Origin of the sequence: Dactylosporangium sp. NPDC005555, from assembly GCF_040605635.1 — a bacterium.
Lineage (GTDB): Bacteria > Actinomycetota > Actinomycetes > Mycobacteriales > Micromonosporaceae > Dactylosporangium.
Map to the genome: position 1 here is coordinate 17,277 of NZ_JBEXDG010000051.1, position 20,727 is coordinate 38,003.

The 20,727-nt window shown below is 71.9% G+C and carries 18 protein-coding genes; 7 read left to right on the plus strand and 11 right to left on the minus strand.

What is annotated here, in order from left to right; translation table 11 throughout:
* Positions 1 to 36 precede the first annotated feature (36 nt).
* Positions 37 to 1,506 carry an IucA/IucC family protein gene (locus ABZS58_RS38440; RefSeq protein ID WP_354788427.1) on the minus strand — a complete coding sequence of 490 codons (1,470 nt, stop codon included), beginning with the start codon at positions 1,504 to 1,506 and terminating at the stop codon, positions 37 to 39.
* Between the two features lie 221 nt (positions 1,507 to 1,727).
* Here ABZS58_RS38440 and ABZS58_RS38445 point away from each other — a divergent pair, with 221 nt between their 5' ends.
* From ABZS58_RS38445 to ABZS58_RS38455, 3 genes are all read left to right on the plus strand, one after another.
* Positions 1,728 to 2,063 carry a hypothetical protein gene (locus tag ABZS58_RS38445; RefSeq protein ID WP_354788428.1) on the plus strand — a complete coding sequence of 112 codons (336 nt, stop codon included), beginning with the start codon at positions 1,728 to 1,730 and terminating at the stop codon, positions 2,061 to 2,063.
* Between the two features lie 262 nt (positions 2,064 to 2,325).
* Positions 2,326 to 3,099, plus strand: a complete 774-nt coding sequence (locus ABZS58_RS38450) for a dihydrodipicolinate synthase family protein (RefSeq protein ID WP_354788429.1) — start codon at positions 2,326 to 2,328, stop codon at positions 3,097 to 3,099.
* Positions 3,100 to 3,179: 80 nt separating this feature from the next.
* Positions 3,180 to 3,551, plus strand: coding sequence for a nuclear transport factor 2 family protein (locus tag ABZS58_RS38455; protein WP_354788431.1), 372 nt, complete (start codon positions 3,180 to 3,182; stop codon positions 3,549 to 3,551).
* Positions 3,552 to 3,923: 372 nt separating this feature from the next.
* Here ABZS58_RS38455 and ABZS58_RS38460 read toward each other — a convergent pair whose 3' ends face one another.
* From ABZS58_RS38460 to ABZS58_RS38475, 4 genes are read right to left on the minus strand one after another with little or no spacing between them, the layout of a single operon-like run.
* Positions 3,924 to 5,954, minus strand: coding sequence for an excinuclease ABC subunit UvrA (locus ABZS58_RS38460; protein ID WP_354788432.1), 2,031 nt, complete (start codon positions 5,952 to 5,954; stop codon positions 3,924 to 3,926).
* 11 nt (positions 5,955 to 5,965) lie between these two features.
* Positions 5,966 to 6,949, minus strand: a complete 984-nt coding sequence (locus ABZS58_RS38465; protein ID WP_354788434.1) for an endonuclease/exonuclease/phosphatase family protein — start codon at positions 6,947 to 6,949, stop codon at positions 5,966 to 5,968.
* A gap of 10 nt (positions 6,950 to 6,959) precedes the next feature.
* Entirely contained in the window at positions 6,960 to 8,114 is a 1,155-nt protein-coding gene (locus ABZS58_RS38470; protein WP_354788436.1) for a winged helix DNA-binding domain-containing protein, read from the minus strand.
* A 13-nt stretch (positions 8,115 to 8,127) separates the two neighbouring features.
* Positions 8,128 to 8,256: a hypothetical protein gene (locus tag ABZS58_RS38475; RefSeq protein WP_354788437.1), complete on the minus strand. Its 129-nt coding sequence runs from the start codon at positions 8,254 to 8,256 to the stop codon at positions 8,128 to 8,130.
* 26 nt (positions 8,257 to 8,282) lie between these two features.
* On the opposite strand from ABZS58_RS38475, the gene ABZS58_RS38480 reads away from it, so the two are divergent.
* The 3 genes from ABZS58_RS38480 to ABZS58_RS38490 are packed head-to-tail and all read left to right on the plus strand — an operon-like array spanning position 8,283 to position 10,425.
* Positions 8,283 to 8,924, plus strand: a complete 642-nt coding sequence (locus tag ABZS58_RS38480; RefSeq protein WP_354788439.1) for a 50S ribosomal protein L11 methyltransferase — start codon at positions 8,283 to 8,285, stop codon at positions 8,922 to 8,924.
* Entirely contained in the window at positions 8,906 to 9,883 is a 978-nt protein-coding gene (locus tag ABZS58_RS38485; RefSeq protein ID WP_354788441.1) for a tyrosine-type recombinase/integrase, read from the plus strand. The genes ABZS58_RS38480 and ABZS58_RS38485 overlap by 19 nt, the downstream gene beginning before the upstream one ends.
* A 32-nt stretch (positions 9,884 to 9,915) precedes the next feature.
* Entirely contained in the window at positions 9,916 to 10,425 is a 510-nt protein-coding gene (locus tag ABZS58_RS38490; protein WP_354788443.1) for a GNAT family N-acetyltransferase, read from the plus strand.
* Here ABZS58_RS38490 and ABZS58_RS38495 read toward each other — a convergent pair.
* The 5 genes from ABZS58_RS38495 to ABZS58_RS38515 all read right to left on the minus strand — a co-directional run bounded on the left by ABZS58_RS38495 (position 10,413) and on the right by ABZS58_RS38515 (position 18,118).
* Complete coding sequence (locus tag ABZS58_RS38495) at positions 10,413 to 12,074, minus strand: acyl-CoA dehydrogenase family protein (RefSeq protein ID WP_354788444.1); 1,662 nt, start codon at positions 12,072 to 12,074, stop codon at positions 10,413 to 10,415. The genes ABZS58_RS38490 and ABZS58_RS38495 overlap by 13 nt on opposite strands.
* A gap of 29 nt (positions 12,075 to 12,103) precedes the next feature.
* Positions 12,104 to 12,763, minus strand: coding sequence for a thymidine kinase (locus ABZS58_RS38500; RefSeq protein ID WP_354788508.1), 660 nt, complete (start codon positions 12,761 to 12,763; stop codon positions 12,104 to 12,106).
* A gap of 109 nt (positions 12,764 to 12,872) precedes the next feature.
* Positions 12,873 to 15,896 (minus strand): BTAD domain-containing putative transcriptional regulator, encoded by a 3,024-nt coding sequence (locus ABZS58_RS38505; protein ID WP_354788446.1) that lies wholly within the window; start codon positions 15,894 to 15,896, stop codon positions 12,873 to 12,875.
* A 15-nt stretch (positions 15,897 to 15,911) separates the two neighbouring features.
* Entirely contained in the window at positions 15,912 to 17,306 is a 1,395-nt protein-coding gene (locus tag ABZS58_RS38510) for an MFS transporter (RefSeq protein WP_354788509.1), read from the minus strand.
* A 50-nt stretch (positions 17,307 to 17,356) separates the two neighbouring features.
* Positions 17,357 to 18,118, minus strand: coding sequence for a glycerophosphodiester phosphodiesterase family protein (locus ABZS58_RS38515; RefSeq protein ID WP_354788447.1), 762 nt, complete (start codon positions 18,116 to 18,118; stop codon positions 17,357 to 17,359).
* A 137-nt stretch (positions 18,119 to 18,255) separates the two neighbouring features.
* On the opposite strand from ABZS58_RS38515, the gene ABZS58_RS38520 reads away from it, so the two are divergent.
* Positions 18,256 to 19,833 (plus strand): Hsp70 family protein, encoded by a 1,578-nt coding sequence (locus ABZS58_RS38520; RefSeq protein ID WP_354788448.1) that lies wholly within the window; start codon positions 18,256 to 18,258, stop codon positions 19,831 to 19,833.
* An 80-nt stretch (positions 19,834 to 19,913) separates the two neighbouring features.
* On the opposite strand, the gene ABZS58_RS38525 is transcribed toward ABZS58_RS38520, so the two are convergent.
* Positions 19,914 to 20,717 carry a hypothetical protein gene (locus tag ABZS58_RS38525; protein ID WP_354788449.1) on the minus strand — a complete coding sequence of 268 codons (804 nt, stop codon included), beginning with the start codon at positions 20,715 to 20,717 and terminating at the stop codon, positions 19,914 to 19,916.
* Between the last annotated feature and the right edge of the window lie 10 nt (positions 20,718 to 20,727).

A 20,727-nucleotide genomic window follows, 5' to 3' on the forward strand; every position in this document is an offset into this window, starting at 1 on the left:
GATCCGTCGTCCGAGGCAGGTCACCCAGCCCGGCGGTCAGCGCAGGGGGTTGGGGATGTGGCACCACAGGTCCTGGAGGGGGTCGTCGGCGAGGCGCATGGCGGTGGTGGCTTTCAGGGGCCAGGTGTCGGCGAGGCAGGCCTTGCGGTCGTCGGTGTCGATGACGGTGTCGCGGATGGTCCGGGCGACGACGTCCCACGCCGCACCTGCGTGCCGGTCCCCGTGGTGGACGGCGAGGGAGTGGACGAGTTCGGTGAGGACGGTGGACAGGGCGGCGGCGAAGAGTTTCGTGCGGAGCTCGTCCTCGTCGTCGGTGGGCAGGGCGCCGATCAGCGGTGGTGGTTCGACGCCGGCGCGGACGAGGCGGCGGGGGTGGACGTGGAGCCCGCCGAGGTCGCGATACCAGATCGTGGCCGGCCGCCCGTCGCGGAGCTCGACGAGCGTGTTCTGCCCGTGGGCCTCGAGGGCGACACCGTCGCGGAGCAGGTCGAACAGTGGCGGCAGCAGCAGCCGGACGAGGTGGGTGAAGAAGGCGGGGGTGAGCAGGTCGGGGCGGTGCGGCAGGACGGCGAGCGGCATCACGACCGCGCCGGGTGGGGGTGCCTGCCGCCAGACGGCGCCGAGGGCGCGTTGCGGGTCGCCGTGGTCGTCGAGGACGGTCGCGGCGGTGGTCTCGCGCAGGACGCGCAGGCCGGTGGTGCGGGCGGCGAGGGCGGCGACGAGGTCGGAGGCCAGCGGGCCGTTGTGCACGGCGGCCGCTGAGAGGGTCCGCACGGCGCTGGTCATCTGCACCTCGACGGCGGTCTTGAGGTGCTCGCCGGGGGTGTCGAGCGGGGCCAGGGTCCGCAGCGACATGAGCGGCCGGGCGGGCAGGTCCTGTCCGGTGTCGCGGACGAGCCCGGTGGCCAGGGCCCGCTCGAGCTGCCACGGGTGCACGGGCAGCAGCGGCGGCCGCCGGACGCCGCCGGTGCGCCACCTGTCCGGGGCGACCTCGACGAGGCGGAGCCGGACCGTCGCACGGTGCTCCGGCGCATACGCCAGGACGTCGGTGGTGCTCATCCCGATTCTGGTGCGGCAGCACGGATGCAGCGGATGCCCATCCACAATGGACTGCTCGACCGCGGCAAGATCATCGTCGCGCACGCCGGCGCCGGCGCCGGCGGCCAGGCCCAGGGCGAGGTTGGCCACGCTGTTGTCCAGCTCCCGGACCAGCCGGTCAGCGTGCCCCGCGGGGCGCAGTGACCCGATGAGCCGGGCGGGATGCGTGAACCCCACGCCGTCGGCGACCACTTCGGCGGGCACAGGATCGTGCAGCAGCGGCGGCGGCGAACCGAGACGCTCCGAGGCGACCAGGCCTTCCCGCCACAAGGCCCCCCACAGCCGGCGCATGACGCCGGCGCGGGCCGCGGGAAGCGCCTCGACATAAGCGCCGGCCAGGTCGGGGCGGTGTTGCCGGAGTGCGTGCAGGGTCGTCGTCTCGTCTGGTGCCACCAGCGGTTCCACCATCAAATCCTAGCATCCTAGGACGCCCTGGACGATGTGCCTGACGGCACACTTGAAAACCCCTGTCTCCGACAGGGGAGGGTGGGGCGAAGAGGACGCGTGGGACCCGCGTCCTCCGATCAGCCGGAGTTCTCGCTGCGTCTACGGGCTGCCCGTTCACCTGCGGAAATGCTGTGATGTACGGGAGGATCAGCGTGGAGCACGGACGCTTCGGGAGGCACCACATGGAGATTCGACAGTTGTCGTCGGCCACGCACGCCGCAGTGCAGAACAAGACGACGAGCGCGCCGGCCGTCGAGCCGGTCGCACCGCCCCCGAAAGGTGGGCTGCCAGGGTCGCAGCAGGTGCTGAGTCAGCTGACGCCTGGGGATCGCGCGGCGATCTCGGGGCTCACCGGGTATCACCTGTCCCCGACGGGGGCGGTGACGAACGTCGGCGGGATGCCGCCCTGGTCGTTCATCATGGCGTTCGCCGCGTCGCGCACCGCCGCGCAGCCGGCCGAGGAAGCTGAGGCTTCGAAGAGCGTGGCCGCCGCCGAGCACGTCGACGTGACGGTGTAGCTGCGGGTGTGCGTGCCGGGGCGTCGGGCGCGCCGTGTTTCCGGGTGTAGGTGACCTGGTGGCGACGGTTGGAGACGACTTGGCCGGGGGGGGGGTTGGGCGCGGGTGTGTTTGCCCGGCCCTTACCCCACCCCGCCGGGGGCGCCCCCCCCACTTGTCCCGGGCCCCGCCGACCAGTGCTGGTCGGCGGCGCCTCTTGCGTGCGGTGGGTGCGCCGGCACGCCGACGGCCTGCGCACCCGGCTCCAGCTTAGGGTTCTGGTATGACTCAGGAGCCGGTGACGTTGTGGCGGGGTGTCGCGGTCGCGTTGGTGACCCTGTTCGCGGAGGACGGTTCGGTGGATGTGGCGGCCACCGCGGAGCATGCCGAGCGGTTGGTGGCGTCTGGTGTGCGGGCTGTGCTGGTCGCCGGGTCGACGGGTGAGGCGGACGCGCTGAGCGACGGTGAGCGGGTGGCGCTGGTGGCGGCGGTGCGGCGGGCGTGTCCGGGGGTGCCGGTGATCGCTGGTGCGGGTGGGGCGTGGGCGGGTCCGGCGGCGGAGCTGACGGCGGCGACGGTGGCGGTGGGTGCGGATGCGGTGCTGGTGGCGCCGCCGCGCCGGTCGGGTGACCTGCGGGTGTTCTACGAGAGGGTGGTGTCGGCGGCGGACGGCCGGCCGGTGCTGGCGTATCACTTTCCGGGGGTGGCGGGTGGTGCGGTGCCGCTGGAGGTGTTGCCGTCGTTGCCGGTGGCGGGGTTGAAGGATTCGACGGGTGATCCGGAGCGGTTGTTGCGGCTGCTGGTGGAGTGGGACGGCGCGGTGTATGTGGGTTCGTCGGCGTTGGTGTCGGCGGCGGGGATGCTGGGTGCGGCGGGGGCGATCCTGGCGGTGGCGAATGTGGCGGCGGAGGACTGTGTGGCGGCGTGGGAGGGTGACGCGGCGGCGCAGTTGCGGCTGGTGGCGCCGCATGTGGCGGCGAGGTCCGCGTTTCCGCATGGGTTGAAGCGGTTGGTTGCCGCTCGGTTCGGTACGTCCACCGCGGCGCGGATGGGTTAGCGGGTTACGGTCCGGTTTCGGAGTGTAAGATTTCGCGCCGATGTGTTGACCGGGGTTGTTGGGCGCATTTCGATGGGTGGATGAGGAACCACAGCGTGGTGGTGGAGCGGTCGAAGCTTGTCCTGTCGATGTTGACGGCGGTCGACCGTCGTGACTGGGGTGACCTGGCGGGTCTGGTCACCGATGATGTGGTGTATCACCGTCCGGGTTGTCCGCCGATCGAGGGTGCGGCGGCGTTCGTGGAGTTCTATCGGCGGCGGTGCATCGTGGCGTCGGGCCGGCACTCGGTGGAGCGCTGGGTGGAGGACGACGGTCAGGTGTTCTGCTGGGGCCGGTTCGAGGGTGTGACGCATGCGGGTGTGCCGTTGAATGAGCTGTTCGCGGACTGGTTCGAGGTCCGTGACGGTCGTGTGGCCCGCCGGCGGACGTTCTTCTACCGTCCGGCGGTCTAGGCGTTAGGTGTTTCTGGCGTCAGGGGCCGGGGATGCGTTCCGCGGCTCCTGACGGTGGCGGTGAGTGGCAGTGGATGGCGGTCGGTGGTGGCCGCAGTGGTTCCCGCCCGCCGTCGGCGTCTGGGGTGGTCGGTGGGGTGTCGACGTCCCGGCCGCCGTGCCGCCATATCCAGATGTGTGCGTATCGGTCGATGAATGGTGTCCGGTGCCGGCTGCGGACCCGGTGTGGGATTCACTCGAGCGGGGGTCGTAGCCCGCCGGGTGGTGTCCAGTTCGAGCCGGGCACGGTGCCGGTGGGCGCGGTCCAGCCGCCCGGCGACGGTGTGCCGTGCTGTTCGTGCGCGGCCCGGGTCCGGGGGTCGTTGTGCGGGCTCAGGTGCTCGAGAATGTCGTGGGCCGCTCGTGGATGTCGAGGTCGCGGCGCAGGGCGGTGGCGGTGTGGGAGCCGCTGGCGCGGGTGAGTTGTTCGGGGGTGCCTTCGAAGGTGATGGTGCCGCCGGCGGTGCCGGCTTCGGGGCCGAGGTCGATGATCCAGTCGGCGTGTTTGATGACGTCGAGGTGGTGTTCGATGACGATGACGGTGTTGCCGTGGGTGACGAGCCGGTCGATGATGCCGAGCAGGTGGGTGATGTCGGCCAGGTGGAGGCCGGTGGTGGGCTCGTCCATGACGTAGACGGTGCCGGTGCGGTGGAGGTGGGTGGCGAGTTTGACGCGCTGGCATTCGCCGCCGGAGAGGGTGCTGAGTGGTTGGCCGAGGGTGAGGTAGCCGAGGCCGGCGTCGGTGAGGGCGTGCAGGGCGGGTTGGATGTTGGGTTCGGTGAGGATGGTGGCGGCTTCTTCGGTGGTCATGTCGAGGATGTCGGCGATGGTGTGGCCGCGGAGCTGGTGGTGGAGGACTTCGGGTCGGTAGCGTCGTCCGCCGCAGTCCTGGCAGGTGGTTTTGAGTGATGCCATGAATGCGAGGTCGGTGTGGATGGTGCCGAGGCCGTGGCAGGTGGGGCAGGCGCCTTTGGAGTTGGCGCTGAAGAGTCCGGGGTCGGCGTTGTTGGTTTTGGCGAACAGTGCGCGGATGGGGTCCATGATGCGGGTGTGGGTGGCGGCGTTGGATCGGTTGCTGGTGGCGAGTGGGGTCTGGTCGATGGTGATGGCGGTCGGGTGCTGGGTGAGGAAGGCGTGGTTGATGAGTGAGCTTTTGCCTGAGCCGGCGACGCCGGTGACTGCGGTGAGGATGCCGGTGGGAATGTCGACGGTCACTTTTTTGAGGTTGTTGGTGGTGGCGTCGGTGATGGTGAGGTGGCCGGTGGGGGTGCGGACGGTGGTGTTGAGTGGTGGCCGGTGGCGCATGTGCTGGCCGGTGGGGGTGCGGGCGTAGGGGAGTGCTTCGAGGCTGCCTTCGTAGACGATGTCGCCGCCGTGGGTGCCGGCGCCTGGGCCGAGGTCGATGATGTGGTCGGCGATGTTGATGACGTCGCGGTCGTGTTCGACGACGAGGACGGTGTTGCCTTTGTCGCGGAGGTGGCGGAGGTGGGTGTTGAGGCGGGTGATGTCGTGTGGGTGCAGGCCGATGCTGGGTTCGTCGAAGATGTAGAGCATTTCGACGAGTGGGCTGCTGAGGTGTCTGACGGTTTTGACGCGTTGGGATTCTCCGCCGGAGAGGGTGTTGGTGTCGCGGTCGAGGGTGAGGTAGCCGAGGCCGATGTCGGTGAGGTGCCGGACGCGGGTGAGGAGGGCGGCGACGATCGGTGCGGCGGTGTGGTCGGTGAAGAGTCGTAGGACGGCGATGAGTTCGGTGGCTTCCATGGCGGTGAGGTCGGTGATGGAGTAGCCGTCGATGCGGCAGTTGCGGGCTGCTTCGTTGAGGCGGGTGCCGTGGCAGGTGGTGCAGGTGGTGTTGTGGGGGCGGGTGCGAGCGGTCCGGGTCGATGGGGTTGCCGTGGGTGCGGGGGTGTGGCCGGTGCCTTGGCAGTCGGGGCACATGCCGTGGGGGTCGTTGAACGACAGGGTGTTGGCCGGGCCGGTGTGCGGGTGTCCGGCGTGGGAGTACAGCAGCCGGAGTGTTGCGTTGATGTCGGTGGCGGTGCCGACGGTTGATCGGGGGCCGCCGGTGAGTCGTTTCTGGTCGACGATGACGGCGGCGGACAGGTTGTCGATGCTGTCGAGGTCGGGTTGTCCGTAGTCGGGGAGGCGGGTGCGGGCGAACGCGGTGAATGTCTCGTTGAGTTGTCGTTGTGCTTCGGCGGCGATGGTGTCGAACACGAGGGATGTCTTGCCGGATCCGGAGACGCCGGTGAAGACGGTGATGGCGTGTTTCGGGATGTGGACGGTGATGTTCTTGAGGTTGTTCTGCCTGGCCCCGGTGACGGTGATCCGGTCGGGTCTGGTCTCGGGTGCGAGGTCGAACACGGTGGTGCTCCTCAGCGGGGGGTCGGGATGTGGAGTTCGGCGAGGACGCCGCGGTGGTCGCTGCCGGGGATGGTGCGGGTGCCGACTTCTCCGATGCCGATCCGCCGGTCGGCGAGGACGTGGTCGAGGGTGACCCAGGGGACGATCCGCTGTCTGCGCCATCGCCGGAACGGCCAGGTGGGTGCGAGGCCGAGGCCGCGGACGGCGGCGGCGTCGCGGTAGCCGGTGCGTAGGAGTCGGCGCAGGGGCGCGTGGTCGAGGGTGGCGTTGAAGTCGCCGAGGAGGATCTGTGGGATCGTTCCGCCGGCGTGGGGTTGGTCGGCGAGGTTCTGTGCCCAGCAGGTCACTTGGCGTGGGCGTGGGGCGCATGGGTGTGCGGATTCGATGAGGACCGGTCCGGCGCCCGGGACGTGTACGGTCGCTCCTGCCTGCAGCATCCCGCATGCGTGTCGTCGTGCCGGCCCGGCGGCGGAGGCGTCGGCGGTGGACGGGTTCGTGGGTGTCAGTGGGTGCCGGCTGAACAGCCCTGACCCGTTTCCTCTGCCGGCGGGCAGTGCGACCCGGTAGGGCAGGAGTGTTTCGATCCCGGCCGCGTCCAGTGCTTTCAGTGCCTGTGCGGTGAGCTCCTGGACGGCGAGGACGTCGACGTCGTCGATCTTGGCCCGTTCGACCAGGGCGGTCATGTCGCCCCGGTCGTAGAGGATGTTGGCGGTCAGGACCCGCAGCCGGGCGCCGCCGGACGCGGCTTTCGCCGCGAACAGCCGCGGTGCGACCGTCGCGGTGAGCGCCGCCCATATCAGCAGGCACATCACCCACGGTCCGGTCGCTCCCGCGATGCCGGCGACCGCCGCGCACACGAGCGCGGCGGGTGCGACGTAGGGGGTGAACGCCATGAGCTGCACGAGCGGTGATCCGCGCTCGATGCCGGTCAGCCGCACCGCGGTGAACACCGTCAGGATTGCCGTCACGCCCCACAACACCACCACCGTCACCATGTCGCCGAACCTACCCGTGTGGTGTGACAGTTTCCGCGAGTCGCCGTTCCAGTGGGGTGCGGAACCGTGGGGTGACCCGGACTGTGCCGATCCAGGCGGCGAGCTGGTCGGCGGCGTTGCGTATTTCGGAGGTGGGGGCGGGTTCGAGGAGTTCGACGGCGATGGTGCCGTCGGTGGTCTGGGCCCAGCCGCCGACGACTCGGCCGTCGATCCAGATGGTGGGGCCGGGGTTGCCGGTGCGGTCGAAGAGGGCTGGTGCGTGTGGTCCGAGGTACCAGTCGCGGCCGGCCCAGCCCATCATGGTCGGGTCGAGGGCTGGGAGCAGCGCCACCCAGTGGGGTGGTTCGGGGACGTCGTCGACGTCTTCGGTGAGGACGATGCCGGTCTGGCCGCTGTCGAGGGTGACGGTCTGGGTGTCGAGGGCGGCGATCGCGGTGCGGGTGTGTGTCAGGGTCCATCCGGTCCACCATTGCAGGTCGGTGATGGTTCCTGGGCCGTACCGGGACAGCCAGTGGTGGGCGAGGGATGCGCGGGCGGTGGCGGGGTCGAGGGCGGGGAGTGGTCCGGGGAGCCATCCGTCGAGGGTGTGCCACGTGTATTGGCTGCTGGTCCATGTTCCGTTCGGGCGGCCGCGGACGATGCGGCCCTGTGCGGCGAGGAGCAGCAGGACGCGGCTGGTGACGTACTGGTCGCCTTGTGGGAGGACGAGGCGGGTGCGGAGGCGGGGGACGTCGGCGGCGAGTTGTGCGGCGGTCGCGGATCCGCCGCGGGCGGTGAGTGCGGTGTGGGTGGCGGTTTCGAGGTCGGTGAGCCAGTCGGTGTCGCCGGCGCCGCATTGCTGGAGGTGTTTGACGAGGCGTCGTCGTTGTTCGGCGGCGATCGTGGTGGAGGCGGCCGCGTGGATGGTGGGTGCGGTGTGGGTGGGGACGACGAACATGGTGCGGCGCATGCCGAGCATCCGCAGGAGGGTCCGTCGGGTGTACAGGGCGTCTTCGACGCCGGCGGTGGTTCTGGCGTGTGCGGCGAGGTGGACGGTGGCGGGGTCGGTGGCGTGCAGCGCGACGAGGTTCTCGGCGGCGGTTTCGGCGGAGGTGGCGGGTTGTGCGAGGTTGTGGCGCCAGGCGAGTCTGGCCCGGCGTTGCGCGTCGGAGATGTGGACGGTCACCGGTCGACGATAGTCAGCGGCGCAGTGTGCCGACGTAGAGCGTGATGAGGACCAGCACGACGACGGCCGTGCCGAGGATGATCCAGGTTGCTGCCCCCATGGATTTGACGGTACCGATGTGGGCCCCGGCGGGGCGTCGCACGCACGGGTGACATAGGGTCCGAGCCGATGTCGACCGCTTTCGTCCTGGCGCATACCAGTCTCGCCCCGGTGCCGCTCGTGCCGGAGGTGCGGTTGCGGTTGGCCGATGAGGCGATCGAGCTGTGGCAGTATACGGAGAAGTTCGCGGGTGGGGTGCAGTTGCCGCCGCCGTTCTGGGCGTTCGCGTGGGCTGGTGGTCAGGCGCTGGCCCGGTATGTGCTGGACAATCCGGAGCTGGTGCGTGGGAAGGCTGTCCTGGATGTGGCGGCGGGGTCGGGGTTGGTGGCGATCGCGGCGATGAAGGCGGGCGCGGCGAGGGTCACGGCGGTGGAGATCGATCCGCTTGCGGTGACGGCGATGGTGGTGAACGCGGCGGTGAATGATGTGCGTGTCGACGCGCGTCTGGAGGATGTCCTGCCGGGCGACGGCGGTGACGCTGATGTGGTTCTGGCGGGGGATGTGTTCTACAGCCGGGAGATGACCGGTCAGGTGCTGGAGTTCATCGGGCGGGTCCGTCGGCGTGGCGCGTCCTGTCTGGTCGGTGATCCGGGGCGGGCGTATCTGCCGAAGGAGCATCTGGAGCTGGTGGCGGTGTATGACGTGCCGGTGCCGCAGACGTTGGAGGACACGCCGATGAAGCGGACGACGGTGTGGCGGCCGACCCTGTAAGGCGGGCCCAGGCGGGGATCGCGCGGGCGGAGGGGGATTTCACCGACGCGTGGCTGAGTAACCGGCGGTTGTCGGCGCACACCCGGGCTGCGTACCGGCGGGATGTGCATCAGTTCCTGGCGTGGTGCGGCGGGCGGGACGTGGATCCGTTGAGGGCGTCGTTTCTGCATGTGAACGCGTATGCGCGGGATCTGGAGTCGACGGTGGACGCCCGGACGGGGAAGGTTCTGGCGCCGGCGAGTGTGGCGCGGAAGTTGTCGGCGTTGTCGAGCTGGTACGGGTTTCTGCTGCGGTTGCAGGCGATCACCGCGAATCCGGTCGGTGGCGCGGACCGGCCGAGGGTTGATCGGGACGCGTCGGCGACGGTCGGGCTGACGGGTGGGGAGGTCGACGCGATCCTGGCCGCTGCGGCGGCGCAGACCGGTGTGAACGCGGCGCGTGACCTGGCGATGCTGGCGTTGCTCGCGGATCTGGGGTTGCGGGTCGGGGAGGTCGTCGCGCTCGATCATGCGGATCTGGGGGTGGAGCGCGGCCATCGGACGGTCCGGTTCGTCGGGAAGGGCGGGAAGCCGAGGCGGCGGGCGTTGACCCCGAACGTGGTCGGGGCCTTGGACGGGTATCTGGACGGGTATCTGGCCGGTGGCGGCCAGGCCGAGGGGCCGTTGTTCACGACGTCGACGGGTGGGCGCGTCGACCGGCATGCTGTGTTCCGGCTCGTGCGGCGGCTGGCGAAGGAGGCGGGGGTGCCGGCGTGGGCGCGGTTGTCGCCGCACTCGCTGCGGCACGCGTTCGCGACGTCGGCCCGTGACGAGGGTGTCCCGTTGGAGGACGTGCAGGACGCGATGGGGCACGCCGATCCGCGTACGACGCGCCGGTATGACCGGGATCGGCACAATCTGGACCGTGACCCGGCGTACACGATCGCGGCGGCGAGGGCCCGGCGGGGCGGTGGCGGGTGATCGTCAGGGAGGCTGCGGACGCGGATGTGGACGTGATCGCAGGGTTGCACGCGGACAGTTGGCGGCGGCACTACCGCGGTGCGTACAGTGACGCGTTCCTCGACGGTGATGTGGTGTCGGACCGGCGGGCGGTGTGGCGGTCCCGGTTCGGGGACCGGGCGGGGACGGCGACGATCGTGGCGGAGCAGGACGGCGTCGACGGTGTCAGCGGTGTCCGTGGTTTCGTTCACGTCGTGTTCGACGACGACCCGCGGTGGGGCAGCCTCGTCGACAACCTGCACGTCGCCGACGGGCACCGTCACCGCGGTGTCGGCACGCTGCTGCTGCGTGCGGCGGCCGACGCGGTGCGGGCGCGGGCGGCGGCGGAGCGGCTGTATCTGTGGGTGCTGGAGCAGAACACCGCCGCGCAGCGGTTCTACCGGGCTCGTGGTGGTGTCCAGGTCGAGTCCGTGCCTGTCGCGGCGGCGGGTGGTGTCCCGGGGCGTCTCAGCGGTGCGCCGGTGAAGCTGCGGATGGTGTGGGCGACGGCTCAGATCAGCTGATCGAAGTGGGTGTGCAGGTCCGCTGACACGTCGGCGGCGCCGAGCCGGCGCAGCGTCCACAGGGAGGCGAGGAGCGCGGGCCGGTCGTCGCCGCGGTCGGCGGCCCAGGCCGCGTGTTCGAGCAGGAGCGCGGCGGTGAGGGTGTTCCCGAGTCGTAGGGCGAGTTCCCGGGCTCCGGCGACGACCCGGTCGGAGCGGGGGTCGGCGGCGGCGGTCTCGACGTCGGCGGCGAGGCGGCGGGTCGCGGCGACGACCGCGTCGGCGACGCCGGGGAGGCGGGACACGGCGGCGTCGGCGGCGATCTCGGCGCGGTGCAGCAGTGGGCGGGCGCCGTCGCCGGTGGTGAGGGCGCGGAGGACGTCGACGGCGAGGACGTTGGTGGTGCCTTCCCAGATGGGCAGGACCTGCGCGTCGCGGAGGAGGCGGGGGATGCCGGTGTCCTCGACGTAGCCGGCGCCGCCGAACGCCTCCAGGTATTCGCTGGCCGACGCGACGGCGAGGCGGCCGGTGACGAGTTTCGCGAGCGGTGCGACGAGGCGCAGTTCGGGGCCGGTGGGGTCGGCGCCGAGGAGGGTGAACGCGTGTGCGGCGAGGGCGTAGGCGCCGGCGGCGTCGACGGCGAGCCCGCCGAGGGTCGCGCGGTGCAGGGGGTTGTCGGCGAGGATCCCGCCGGCGATCTGCCGGTTCGTGGCGTGGCTGAGGGCGTGTTCGAGGCCGCGGCGCATCCCGGCGGCGGCTGCGGCGGCGTTGTGGAGGCGGGTGACGACGACGAGGGTCATCATCCTGGCGAGGCCGGGTGTGGTGGGGTCGCCGAGGGGGATGGCGGGGACGTCGTCGAGGCGGACCTCGCCGGTGGGGACGGCGCGGGTGCCGAGTTTGTCTTTCAGGCGGAGGATCTGCAGCCCGTCGGCGGGGGTGACGCCGTCGGCGGTGTAGCGGGGGACGAGGAACGGTGCGAGGTTGCGGCTGCCGGGGCCGGCGCCGTCGGGGCGGGCGAGGGCGACGGCCATCGCGGAGTCGATCGCGGAGCAGAACCATTTGTCGCCGGTCAGGGTCCAGGTGCCGTCGGGGCGGCGGCGGGCGGTGGTGGTGGACCGGGCGATGTCGGAGCCGCCCTGCGATTCGGTCATCCACTGGCCGCTGGTGACGGCGGTGTCCGGGTCGGTGGAGGTGAGGCGGGTGAGCCACGGCGAGTCGGGTGCGGTGGCGGTCAGGAGGGCGGCGGCGCCGTCGGCCATGGCGACGGGGCAGGTGAACGTCGCGGATTCGGGTCCCCACACGTGCAGCAGGGCGTGCTGGACGACGCGGGCGCCGGCGCCCCAGGTGTGGTGGGCGTCGCTGGTGTACGGGAGTGCGACGACCGCGTGCCGGGCCGCCGACGCCCGCAGCGTCTCCCACCCGGCGGCGGTGTCGACGCGTTCGATGCGGGCGCCCCACGGGTCGAACCGGGTCAGGGTCGGTGGGTGGGTTTCGGCGTCGTGGTGGGCGGCGCGGAGCGGGCCGAGGACGTCGGCGGCGAGGGCGGCGAGGCGGTCTTTCGCGGCGGCGTGCCCGGCTGGGCCGAGGAGCCGGTCCAGCCAGCCCTGGAGTTGCCAGTCGCTGGTGTACGGGTCCCGTATCGCCGGTCCGGCCTGCACGAATCGCGTCATACCCCGAAGGTTACCGTCCGGTAATCGGGTTAGACGAGTCGTAGCTGGCCCTCCGCCCGGGACGCCGGGCCGAGGTTGCCGACGCGGTGGTGGCGGCGGCACAGGACCTGGTACCGGACGTCGGCCTCCTCAGCGGCCCCGTCGGAGGCAGGGTCGGCTGCGGTGTCGGCTGCGGTGTCGCCGATGACGACCTGGTCGCCCTCGCGGGCGATGCCGCCGTTTACGACGCGTGCGTTGAGCAGGCCGGGCCGCCCGCACCAGCACAGCACCTCGACCTGCACGCGGGTCACCTCGTCGGCGAGCTCGAACAGTCGCTGTGCCGCGGGGAACAGGCTGGTGCGGAAGTCGGTGGACAGGCCGAACGCGTACACGTCGACGTCGGAGGTGTCGACGAGGTCGGCGAGCTGCTCGATCTGCGCGACCGTGTAGAAGCTGGCCTCGTCGCAGATCAGGTAGTCCACGCGGATGCCCTGCGACCAGCGTTGCCGGACCAGGGCGCGGATGTCGAGGTCGGCGCCGACGTCGACGGCTTCCTTCCCGAGTCCGATGCGGGTGGAGAGGCGGCCCGGGCCGGCCCGGTCGATGGTGGTCAGGACCAGGCCGCGGCGGCCCTGCCGGGCGTGGTTGTAGTCCATCTGCAGGGCGAGGGTCGACTTGCCGCAGTCCATCGGACCGTAGAAGAACTTCAGGGAGCCACCGCGTCGTAGCCTGCTGTCACCGGCGGCGACGCATGCGGCGGGGTATTCGTCGTCGAGGGCGGGAATGGAGGACGTCACGGGAAGGCACCCTACTAAAACGTTACGGCGGTGGCAGGGCCGCGAGCGCCGCCCGGACCTCGTGCCGTTCCGGGGTGCCCATCGCCTCGAACAGGTCCAGGGCGGCGGTGAGCCGGTCCCGGGCGAGCCGCGGGTCGGTGCTGCACAGGCCGAGACCCCGGTAGGCGCGGGCCTGCTCGTAGCGGTGCTGGATGCGCATCGCCCGTTCCAGGACCCGCGCGTGGACGAGTTTGCCCTCCTCGATGCGGCCGAGGGTGCGCAGGGCCTCGCCGTAGGTGTTGCCGGACAGGCACGCGGCGGTCGGGTCGAGGTGCTGCCCGTCGTCGTACGCGGTCCGCAGCAGCTCCAGGCCCTCCTCGACGTCGCCGAGCGCGACGAGGGACGCGCCGATGCCGCTGCGGGCCTCGATCTCCGCGCCGGGGCCGGCGTCGTCGCCGAGCTGCCGGCGCGCCCACGACAGGAGCCGGACCGCGTGCCGGTGCTGGCCGAGCCGGGCGCGGGCGGCGCCGAGCTCGACGGCGCCGACGGCGCTGGACCACGTGATCCGGTTGGCGCGGCCGTACGCGACGATCCGCTGCGCGACGAGGACCGACTCGTCGAAGCGGCCCAGCGCCCGCAGGAGCCCGGCGAGGGCGGTCCACTGGACGCTGACCTGCCACCGGTCGTCGCCGGCGTGCAGGGACCGTTGCGTCAGGGTGAGCGCCTCGTGGAAGCGGCCGACGTTGAGGTACACGAACGCGAGGTTCGACTCGGCGCGGACCCCCCACCGTGGGTGCCCGACGAGGAGTCGCAGGTGGTCGGCGGCGGCGTTGAGGTCGCCGCCGCGGGCGTGCGCGGACGCGAGGTAGTTGCGGCTCATCGCGGTCAGGTCCGCGTCGCCGAGGGCCTGCGCGGCGGTGAGGGCGCGGCGGTGCAGGTCGAGGGACACGTCGTTCATCGAGTTGCGGAACAGGTACGCCCACAGGGCGCGGGTGAGCAGGACCGTGTACCGGTGGGAGCGGAGCCGGTCGGCGAGGTGCGCGACCCCGACGACGTTGACCCATTCCAGGTGCAGCCAGCGGCGGGAGTCGAGCATGCCGGTGAACGCCGGGATGTGCGGGCCGACGTCGGTGAAGTCGACCGGGTCCCGGTCCCGGTTGTTCTCCCACACTTTTGTCGCCGCGGCGGTGGCGTGCAGGTAGAAGTCGAACATCCGCACCGTCGCCGGGTCCCGTTCGGGGTCGGTGCCGGCGAGGTGGGCGGCGTATTCGCGGAGCAGGTCGTGGAACCGGAACCGGCCGGCGACGGGTTCGTTGAGCAGGTGCGCGTCGACGAGCTGGGCGAGGAGGTCGTCGGTGTCGCCGGACGCGTCGAGGGCGGCGGCGACCCGCAGGGACAGTTCCCCGGCGGGGTGGACGCCGAGGAGCCGGAACAGTCGCTGCGCCGGCGGTGGCAGCTGCCGGTAGGACAGTTCGAACGCGGCGTGCGGGGACCGGCCGTCGACGTTGAGGTCGACGGGTGCCGGGTGGGCGCGGCGGAGCCGGTCGGCGAGGTCGGCGACCGTCCACGACGGGCGGTGCGCCAGCCTGGCGGCGGCGAGCCGCAACGCGAGCGGCAGGTAGCCGCACAGGTCGGCGACCTGCGCGGTCGCGGCCGGGTCGGCGACGGCGCGGGCGCCGACGACGGCGGTGATCAGGCGGCGGGCTTCGGCCGGGGAGAGGACGTCGAGGGAGACGGGGTGGACGGCGTCGAGGCCGGCGATGCGGCGGCGGCTGGTGACGATGACGAGGCTCGCCGACGCGCCCGGCAGCAGCGGCTGGACCTGCGCGGTGTCGGCGGCGTTGTCGAGGACGACGAGGACCCGCCGGTCGGCGAGTTCGCTGCGCCACCGGGCGACGCGTTCGTCGGGGTCGGCGGGGATCCGGGCGGGTTCGACGCCGAGGTGCCCGAGGAGCAGGCCGAGCGCGTCGTGGGGGAGCAGCGGCGGCCGGTCGCTGTGGGCGCGCAGGTCGAGGAACAGCCGGCCGTCCGGGTAGCTGCCGGCGACGCGGTGCGCGACGTGGACGGCGAGGCTGGTCTTGCCGACCCCGGCCATCCCGTCGACACACACGACGACCGGCATCCCAGTGCCGGTGCCGGTGCTGGTGCCGGTGCTGGTGGGGGTGGGGGTGCTGGTGGCGACGAGTTCGGCGATCAGGTCGTCGCGGCCGGCGTGGTCGGCGACCTCACGGGGCAGCGTCCACGGCCGCACCGGCGTCCGCGCCGGCCGCGCCGGCCGCGCCGCCGCGGCGATGCCGGCGGCCGGGAGGCCGTTCGGTGGGGTGGACGCGTCCGGGTTCGGTTGCAGGAGGTCGTGGTGGAGCCGCCGCAGCCGGTCGCTGGGCGTGAGACCCAGGTCGTCGTCGAGGGCGCGGGCGAGGCGCCGGTACACGGCCAGCGCGTCAGCGGTCCGGCCGGCCCTCGTCAGCGCCGTCATCAGCTGCCCCGTCAGCCGCTCCCGCAGCGGATACTGCTCCACGAGGGCGGTGAGCTGCCCGATCAGTTCCGTGTGCAGGCCGAGGCGCAGCTCGACGTCGACGCAGTCCTCCAGGGCGGTGTCGCGGCGCTCCTCGAACGCGACCGCGTGCGCCTGCACGGCCGGGCTGTCGACCCCCGCGAGGGCCGGGCCGCGCCACAGGTCCAGGGCGGCGCGGAACCGGGTCTGTGCCTGCCTCAGGTCACCGGCCGCGGCGGCGGTACGGGCCGCGGCGACCCCGACGGTGAACGTGACCGTGTCCAGGTCACCGTCGGCGACGTCGGCGCGGTACCCGCCGGCGTCGGTGCGGATCAGGTCCGGCAGCAGCCTGCGGAGCCGGGACACGCACGTGTGCAGCTGCGCCCGCGCCGTCGCCGGTGCCGCGTCACCCCAGACGGCGTCGACGAGCCGGGCCACGGACACGACCCGGTTCGGGGCGAGGAGCAGCATCGCGAGGAGGACCCGGTCCCGGGCCGCGGGCACCTCGACGGGGCGGCCGTCCGCGCCGACACCGACGTCGACCGCGAGGGGACCCAGCAGCCGGTACCGCACCAGGCGAACCTACCGCTACAGGCGTGCCGGTGGCGTGTTCCCGGCCTGCTCGATCGCCTTGCGCATCGGCACCGCGAGGAGCGCGACGAACCCGACGACGAAGAACACCAGCAGCGAGATGATCGCGACCCGGTACGAGCGGGTCGTGTCGTAGGCGAGACCGAACAGCAGCGGCCCGAGCCAGCTGGTGCCCTTGTCGGAGATCTCGTAGATCCCGAAGTACTCGCCTTCGCGGCCCTTCGGGATCAGCTGCGAGAACAGCGAGCGTGACAGCGCCTGCGACCCGCCGAGGACGAGCCCGATACCGCCGCCGAGCGCGACGAACAGCAGCGGCTCCTTCGCCGGCAGGAAGTACGCGATCACGATGATCACCGTCCACAGGACGAGGCTGCCGAGCAGTGTCTTCCACGCGCCGTACCGTTTCGCGAGCCACCCGAGCAGCAGCGCCCCCGCGAACGCCAGGAACTGGACCATGAGGATCGTCGGGACGAGGACGTCGTCGGACAGCAGGAGCTCTTTCGTCCCGTACTGGCTGGCCAGGGCGATCACGGTCTGGATGCCGTCGTTGTAGACGAGGTACGCCACCAGGAAGAACAACGTCAGCGGGTACGCCTTGAGCGACTTCAGGGTGTGCCACAGCTGCTTGAACCCGTCGGTGAGCCTGTTCACGCCGGCGGGCGGCGGGTCCAGCAGCGGCCGGTTCCGCAGCCGGATCAGCGGGATCGTCGTGAACCCGGCCCACCACAGGCCGGCGGACACGATGCTGTACCGGGCGACGTCCCCGGTGGTCATGCCCAGGGAGTCCTTCATGAGGACGGCGGCGACGTTGAGCAGGAGCAGCAGACCACCGCCGAGGTAGCCGAACGCCCACCCGAAGCTCGACACCCGGTCGCGGTCCTCCGCGGAGGAGATCTGCGGCAGGAACGAGTTGTAGACGACGACGGAGGCGCCGAAGGCGATGTTCGCGATCAGGAACAGCGCCGCGCCGAGGAGGTACCGGTCGCCGGTGAGGAACAGCATCCCCGCCGTCGCTGCCGCCCCCACGTACGCGAACAGGGCCAGGAGCTGCTTCTTGCGCGGGGACCGGTCCGCGATCGCGCCGACGACCGGCAGGACGAACACGGTCAGGAACACCGACAGGCTCACCGTGTACGGGAACAGGGCGCCGGGCGCGATGGCGATGCCGAGGGGGTGGATGACGGCGTCGTCGCAGGCGTTGTCGACGCAGCCGGCGGCCTTCTCCGCGATCGACGTCAGGTACGGGCCGAGGAAGACGGTGACGACGGTCGTGGAGAACGCCGAGTTCGCCCAGTCGTAGAAGTACCAGCCGACCCGTTCACGTTTCGTGCTGAGCTGCGACCCCCCAGGCCCCCCAGGCCCCCCGGGGCCGTCGGACGGGTCGGCGGTCAGCGGCGTCGCGGGCGTCTCAGGTGTCTCGGCAGCGGACACGGCGGCCTCTCCTAGGCGGGGCTGGGCCAGATGCCGCGGCGCTGGTACACGTCGCGGAGCACCTCGATGTGATCGGTCATGATGCCATCAACACCGAGGTCCAGGAAGTGCCCGATCTGGGTGGCGTCGTCGATCGTCCACAGGTGCACCTGCAACCCGAGGCGGTGCGCGTAGTCGATGAACCGGCGCCCGGCGAGGGTGATCCGCCCGTACCTGGGCGGGATCTGCACGGCGACGACACTCCCGGCGAGTTTCACCGGCCGGCCGGTCAGCGACCCGGTGTACAGGGCGGTCACCTCCCGCATCCCGACCGACGTCGCCACCGCCGGGCCCGCCTCCGCGCGGATGCGGCGCAGGCGCGCGGAGGAGAACGACGCGAGCAGGACCCGGTCCTGCGCGCCGGCGCGGCGCACGGCGTCGAGGGTCGGGGTGACCGCCGCGTCGGTCTTGCAGTCGATGTTGAACCGGACCTGCGGCCACGCGTCGAGGACCTCGTCGAGGCGGGGTACCGCCGCCGCGCCCCCGACCCGCAGGGTCCGCAGGTCGGCCCAGCGGACGTCGGTCATCCGGCCGGGCCGGCCGAGGAGCCGGTGCAGGGTGTCGTCGTGGAACACGACCGCGACACCGTCGGCGGTCGCGTGCGTGTCGGTCTCGATGTACCGGTAGCCGAGGTCGACCGCGCGGGCGAACGCCGCTGTCGTGTTCTCGTCACCGGCCGCGGCGCCGCCACGGTGCGCGAAACCGAGCGGTCCAGGCAGGTCAAGATAGGCCACGGCGACAGTATGTCGTGATCTTCTGCTGCGGTTGGGTAACGGCGGGTTACCTGTGGCTGGCGTGAAGCCGACATCGGGCTGTCTCAGGGCTTGCCGGGCGACGCAAGGTGTGGATCGGCAAAGGTAGGGTGACGCACATGCGCGTGCTCGGCATCGACTTCGGCACGTCGAACACGGTCGCGATGATCCGGACCCCGGATTCACGGATGCGGCCGCTGCTGTTCGACGGTTCTCCTTTGCTGCCCTCAGCCCTGTACTTCAACACCGACGGGAAGGTCCTCGTCGGCCGGGACGCCGAGCGTAACGCGCGGCTCGACCCGGCCCGCTTCGAGCCGAACCCGAAACGTCGCATCGACGACGGGGAGGTGTTCATCGGTGACCACCCGCTGCCGGTCCCGCGACTGTTCGCGCACGTGCTGTCACTGGTGAACACCGAGGCGCGGCGGCAGCTCGGCGCGGCCCCCGACGAGGTGCGGCTCACCCACCCCGCGCGGTGGGGTGAGCGGCGCCGGTCGCTGCTCATCGAAGCGACCCGCATCTCCGGGCTCGGCACGCCACGGCTGATCGCCGAACCCGTCGGTGCCGCGTCGTACTTCACCGCCGTCCTCGGCTCCGCGGTGCCGGTCGGGCGGAGCCTCGCCATCTACGACCTCGGCGGCGGCACGTTCGACGCGACCGTCGTGCGGCGCACCCAGTCCGGGTTCGAGGTCCTCGCCGAGGACGGCCTCGCCGACGTCGGCGGCCTCGACTTCGACCACGCGATCGTCGAGCACCTCGGCAAGGTGTATTCGGAGAGCCACGCGGAGAAGTGGTCGTCGATCGCGAACCCGCCGGACGCGAACGCCCGCCGGCAGCGGCGGCTGCTGTACGAGGACGTCCGCGGCGCGAAGGAGATGCTGTCGAGGACCGCGTCGACCGACATCCACCTGCCGTCGCTGGAGGTCGACGCGCACCTGACGCGGGAAGAGCTGGAGACGCTCGTCAAGCCGTACCTGGAGCGGACCGTGTCGTGTCTGCGCCGGGCGATCGATTCGGCGCGGCTGCAGCCGAAGGACCTCGTCGGGATCTTCCTCGTCGGTGGGTCGTCCCGGATCCCGCTCGCCGCGCATCTGATCCACACGGAGCTCGGGGTGGCACCGACGACCCTGGAGCAGCCGGAGACCGTCGTCGTGGAGGGTGCCCTGTGCATCGGCGCGCCGTCGGCGCCGGCCCGCGCGTCGGGGATGCCGCGGACCGTCACCCCACCGCCGATGCAGCAGCCGCAGCAGCGGCCGGTGTCGGCGGTGCCGGTGTCCCCGGCGATGAACCGGCCACCGATGCAGCAGCCGGTCCAGCAGCCGCCGATGCAGCAGCAGCGGCCGCCGGTGCAGCTGGTGCGGCAGCAGCCGCCGATGCAGCAGACACCGCCGCCGGTGCAGCTGGTCCGGCAGCCGCCACCGGTCCAGCAGCAGCCGCCCGTGCAGCTCGTCCGGCAGCCGCCGCCCGTCCAGCAGCAGCCGGTGCAGCAGCCGTACCGTCCGCCGGTGTCGCCGGCGCCGGTGCAGCAGCCGGCCCGGCCGGGCCCGTTCCCGCCGCAGGTGACCCGCCCCGCGCCGCAACCCGCCCCGCAGCAGGCGGCGGACGAGGGCGAGCGGAACTGGGTCGCCGTCATCGTCGTCGTGCTGGTCCTCGTCGCGGTCCTGTTCGTGATCCTGCTGATGACCGCGTTCAACTAGCCCCGCAAAGGCCTGGGGGATACGGCAAAGGCCCGCCACGATGATCGTGGCGGGCCTTTCGCGTGCCGCTGGACGGGGTGTTACGTGTGCGGGGCCCAGTAGCCGGCGAGGGAGCTCGTCGCCGGGTCGTCGGAGCTCAGCAGGGTGCTCCACGGGTCCGCGCCGAGCGGCACCTCGACACCGTCGTACCCGGCGAGGTCCGCGGGGTTCGCCGGGTCGGTGTGCACTGCGGGGTCGTACGCGGCGGACAGCGGCTGATCGGTGTGGTCGGGGCCGCCGAGGACGTCGGCGTCGCTCCACGGGAACCCGTCGACGGGCTCCGGGGGGCCGTCGAGGTGCAGCTCCTCCGGGAACGTCGGGTCCGGCCAGCCGTCGGCGTCGCCGTGCAGGTCCGGGTCGCTGCCGTACGGCTCGGCCCCGACGTCCGCCCCGACGTCCGCCCCGACGTCCGCCCCGGTGTCCGTGTCGGTGCCGGTGTCCGTGTCGGTTTCGGTGTGGTCGGTGAGGGGTTCGAAACCGGCGTGCTGCGCCGGGTCGCCGCCGGCCGTGTCGAACCCGCCGCCGTCCAGACCGTCGTGGCCGTCGGTGTCGTCGGTGTCGTGGACGGACTGGTCGTAGGCCTCCGCGGCGTGTTCGGTGCCGAGCGGCTCCTCCAGGTCGTCACCGCCGGCGGTGTGCGCATCGCCGCCGTGGTCGCCGCCGAAGTCGTCGTGCGTCTCGAAGCCGCTGTCACCGCCGTAGGCGTGACCGTCACCGAACCCCTGACCGAATCCCTGGCCGTAGCCGGGGTCGCCGTGGTGACCGCCGAGGTCGGCGGTGTCCCCGGTGTCCGGTTCCCCATGCGGGTCCGAGCCGGACTCGGACCATTCCCAGTGCCCGTCCATGATCCAACCC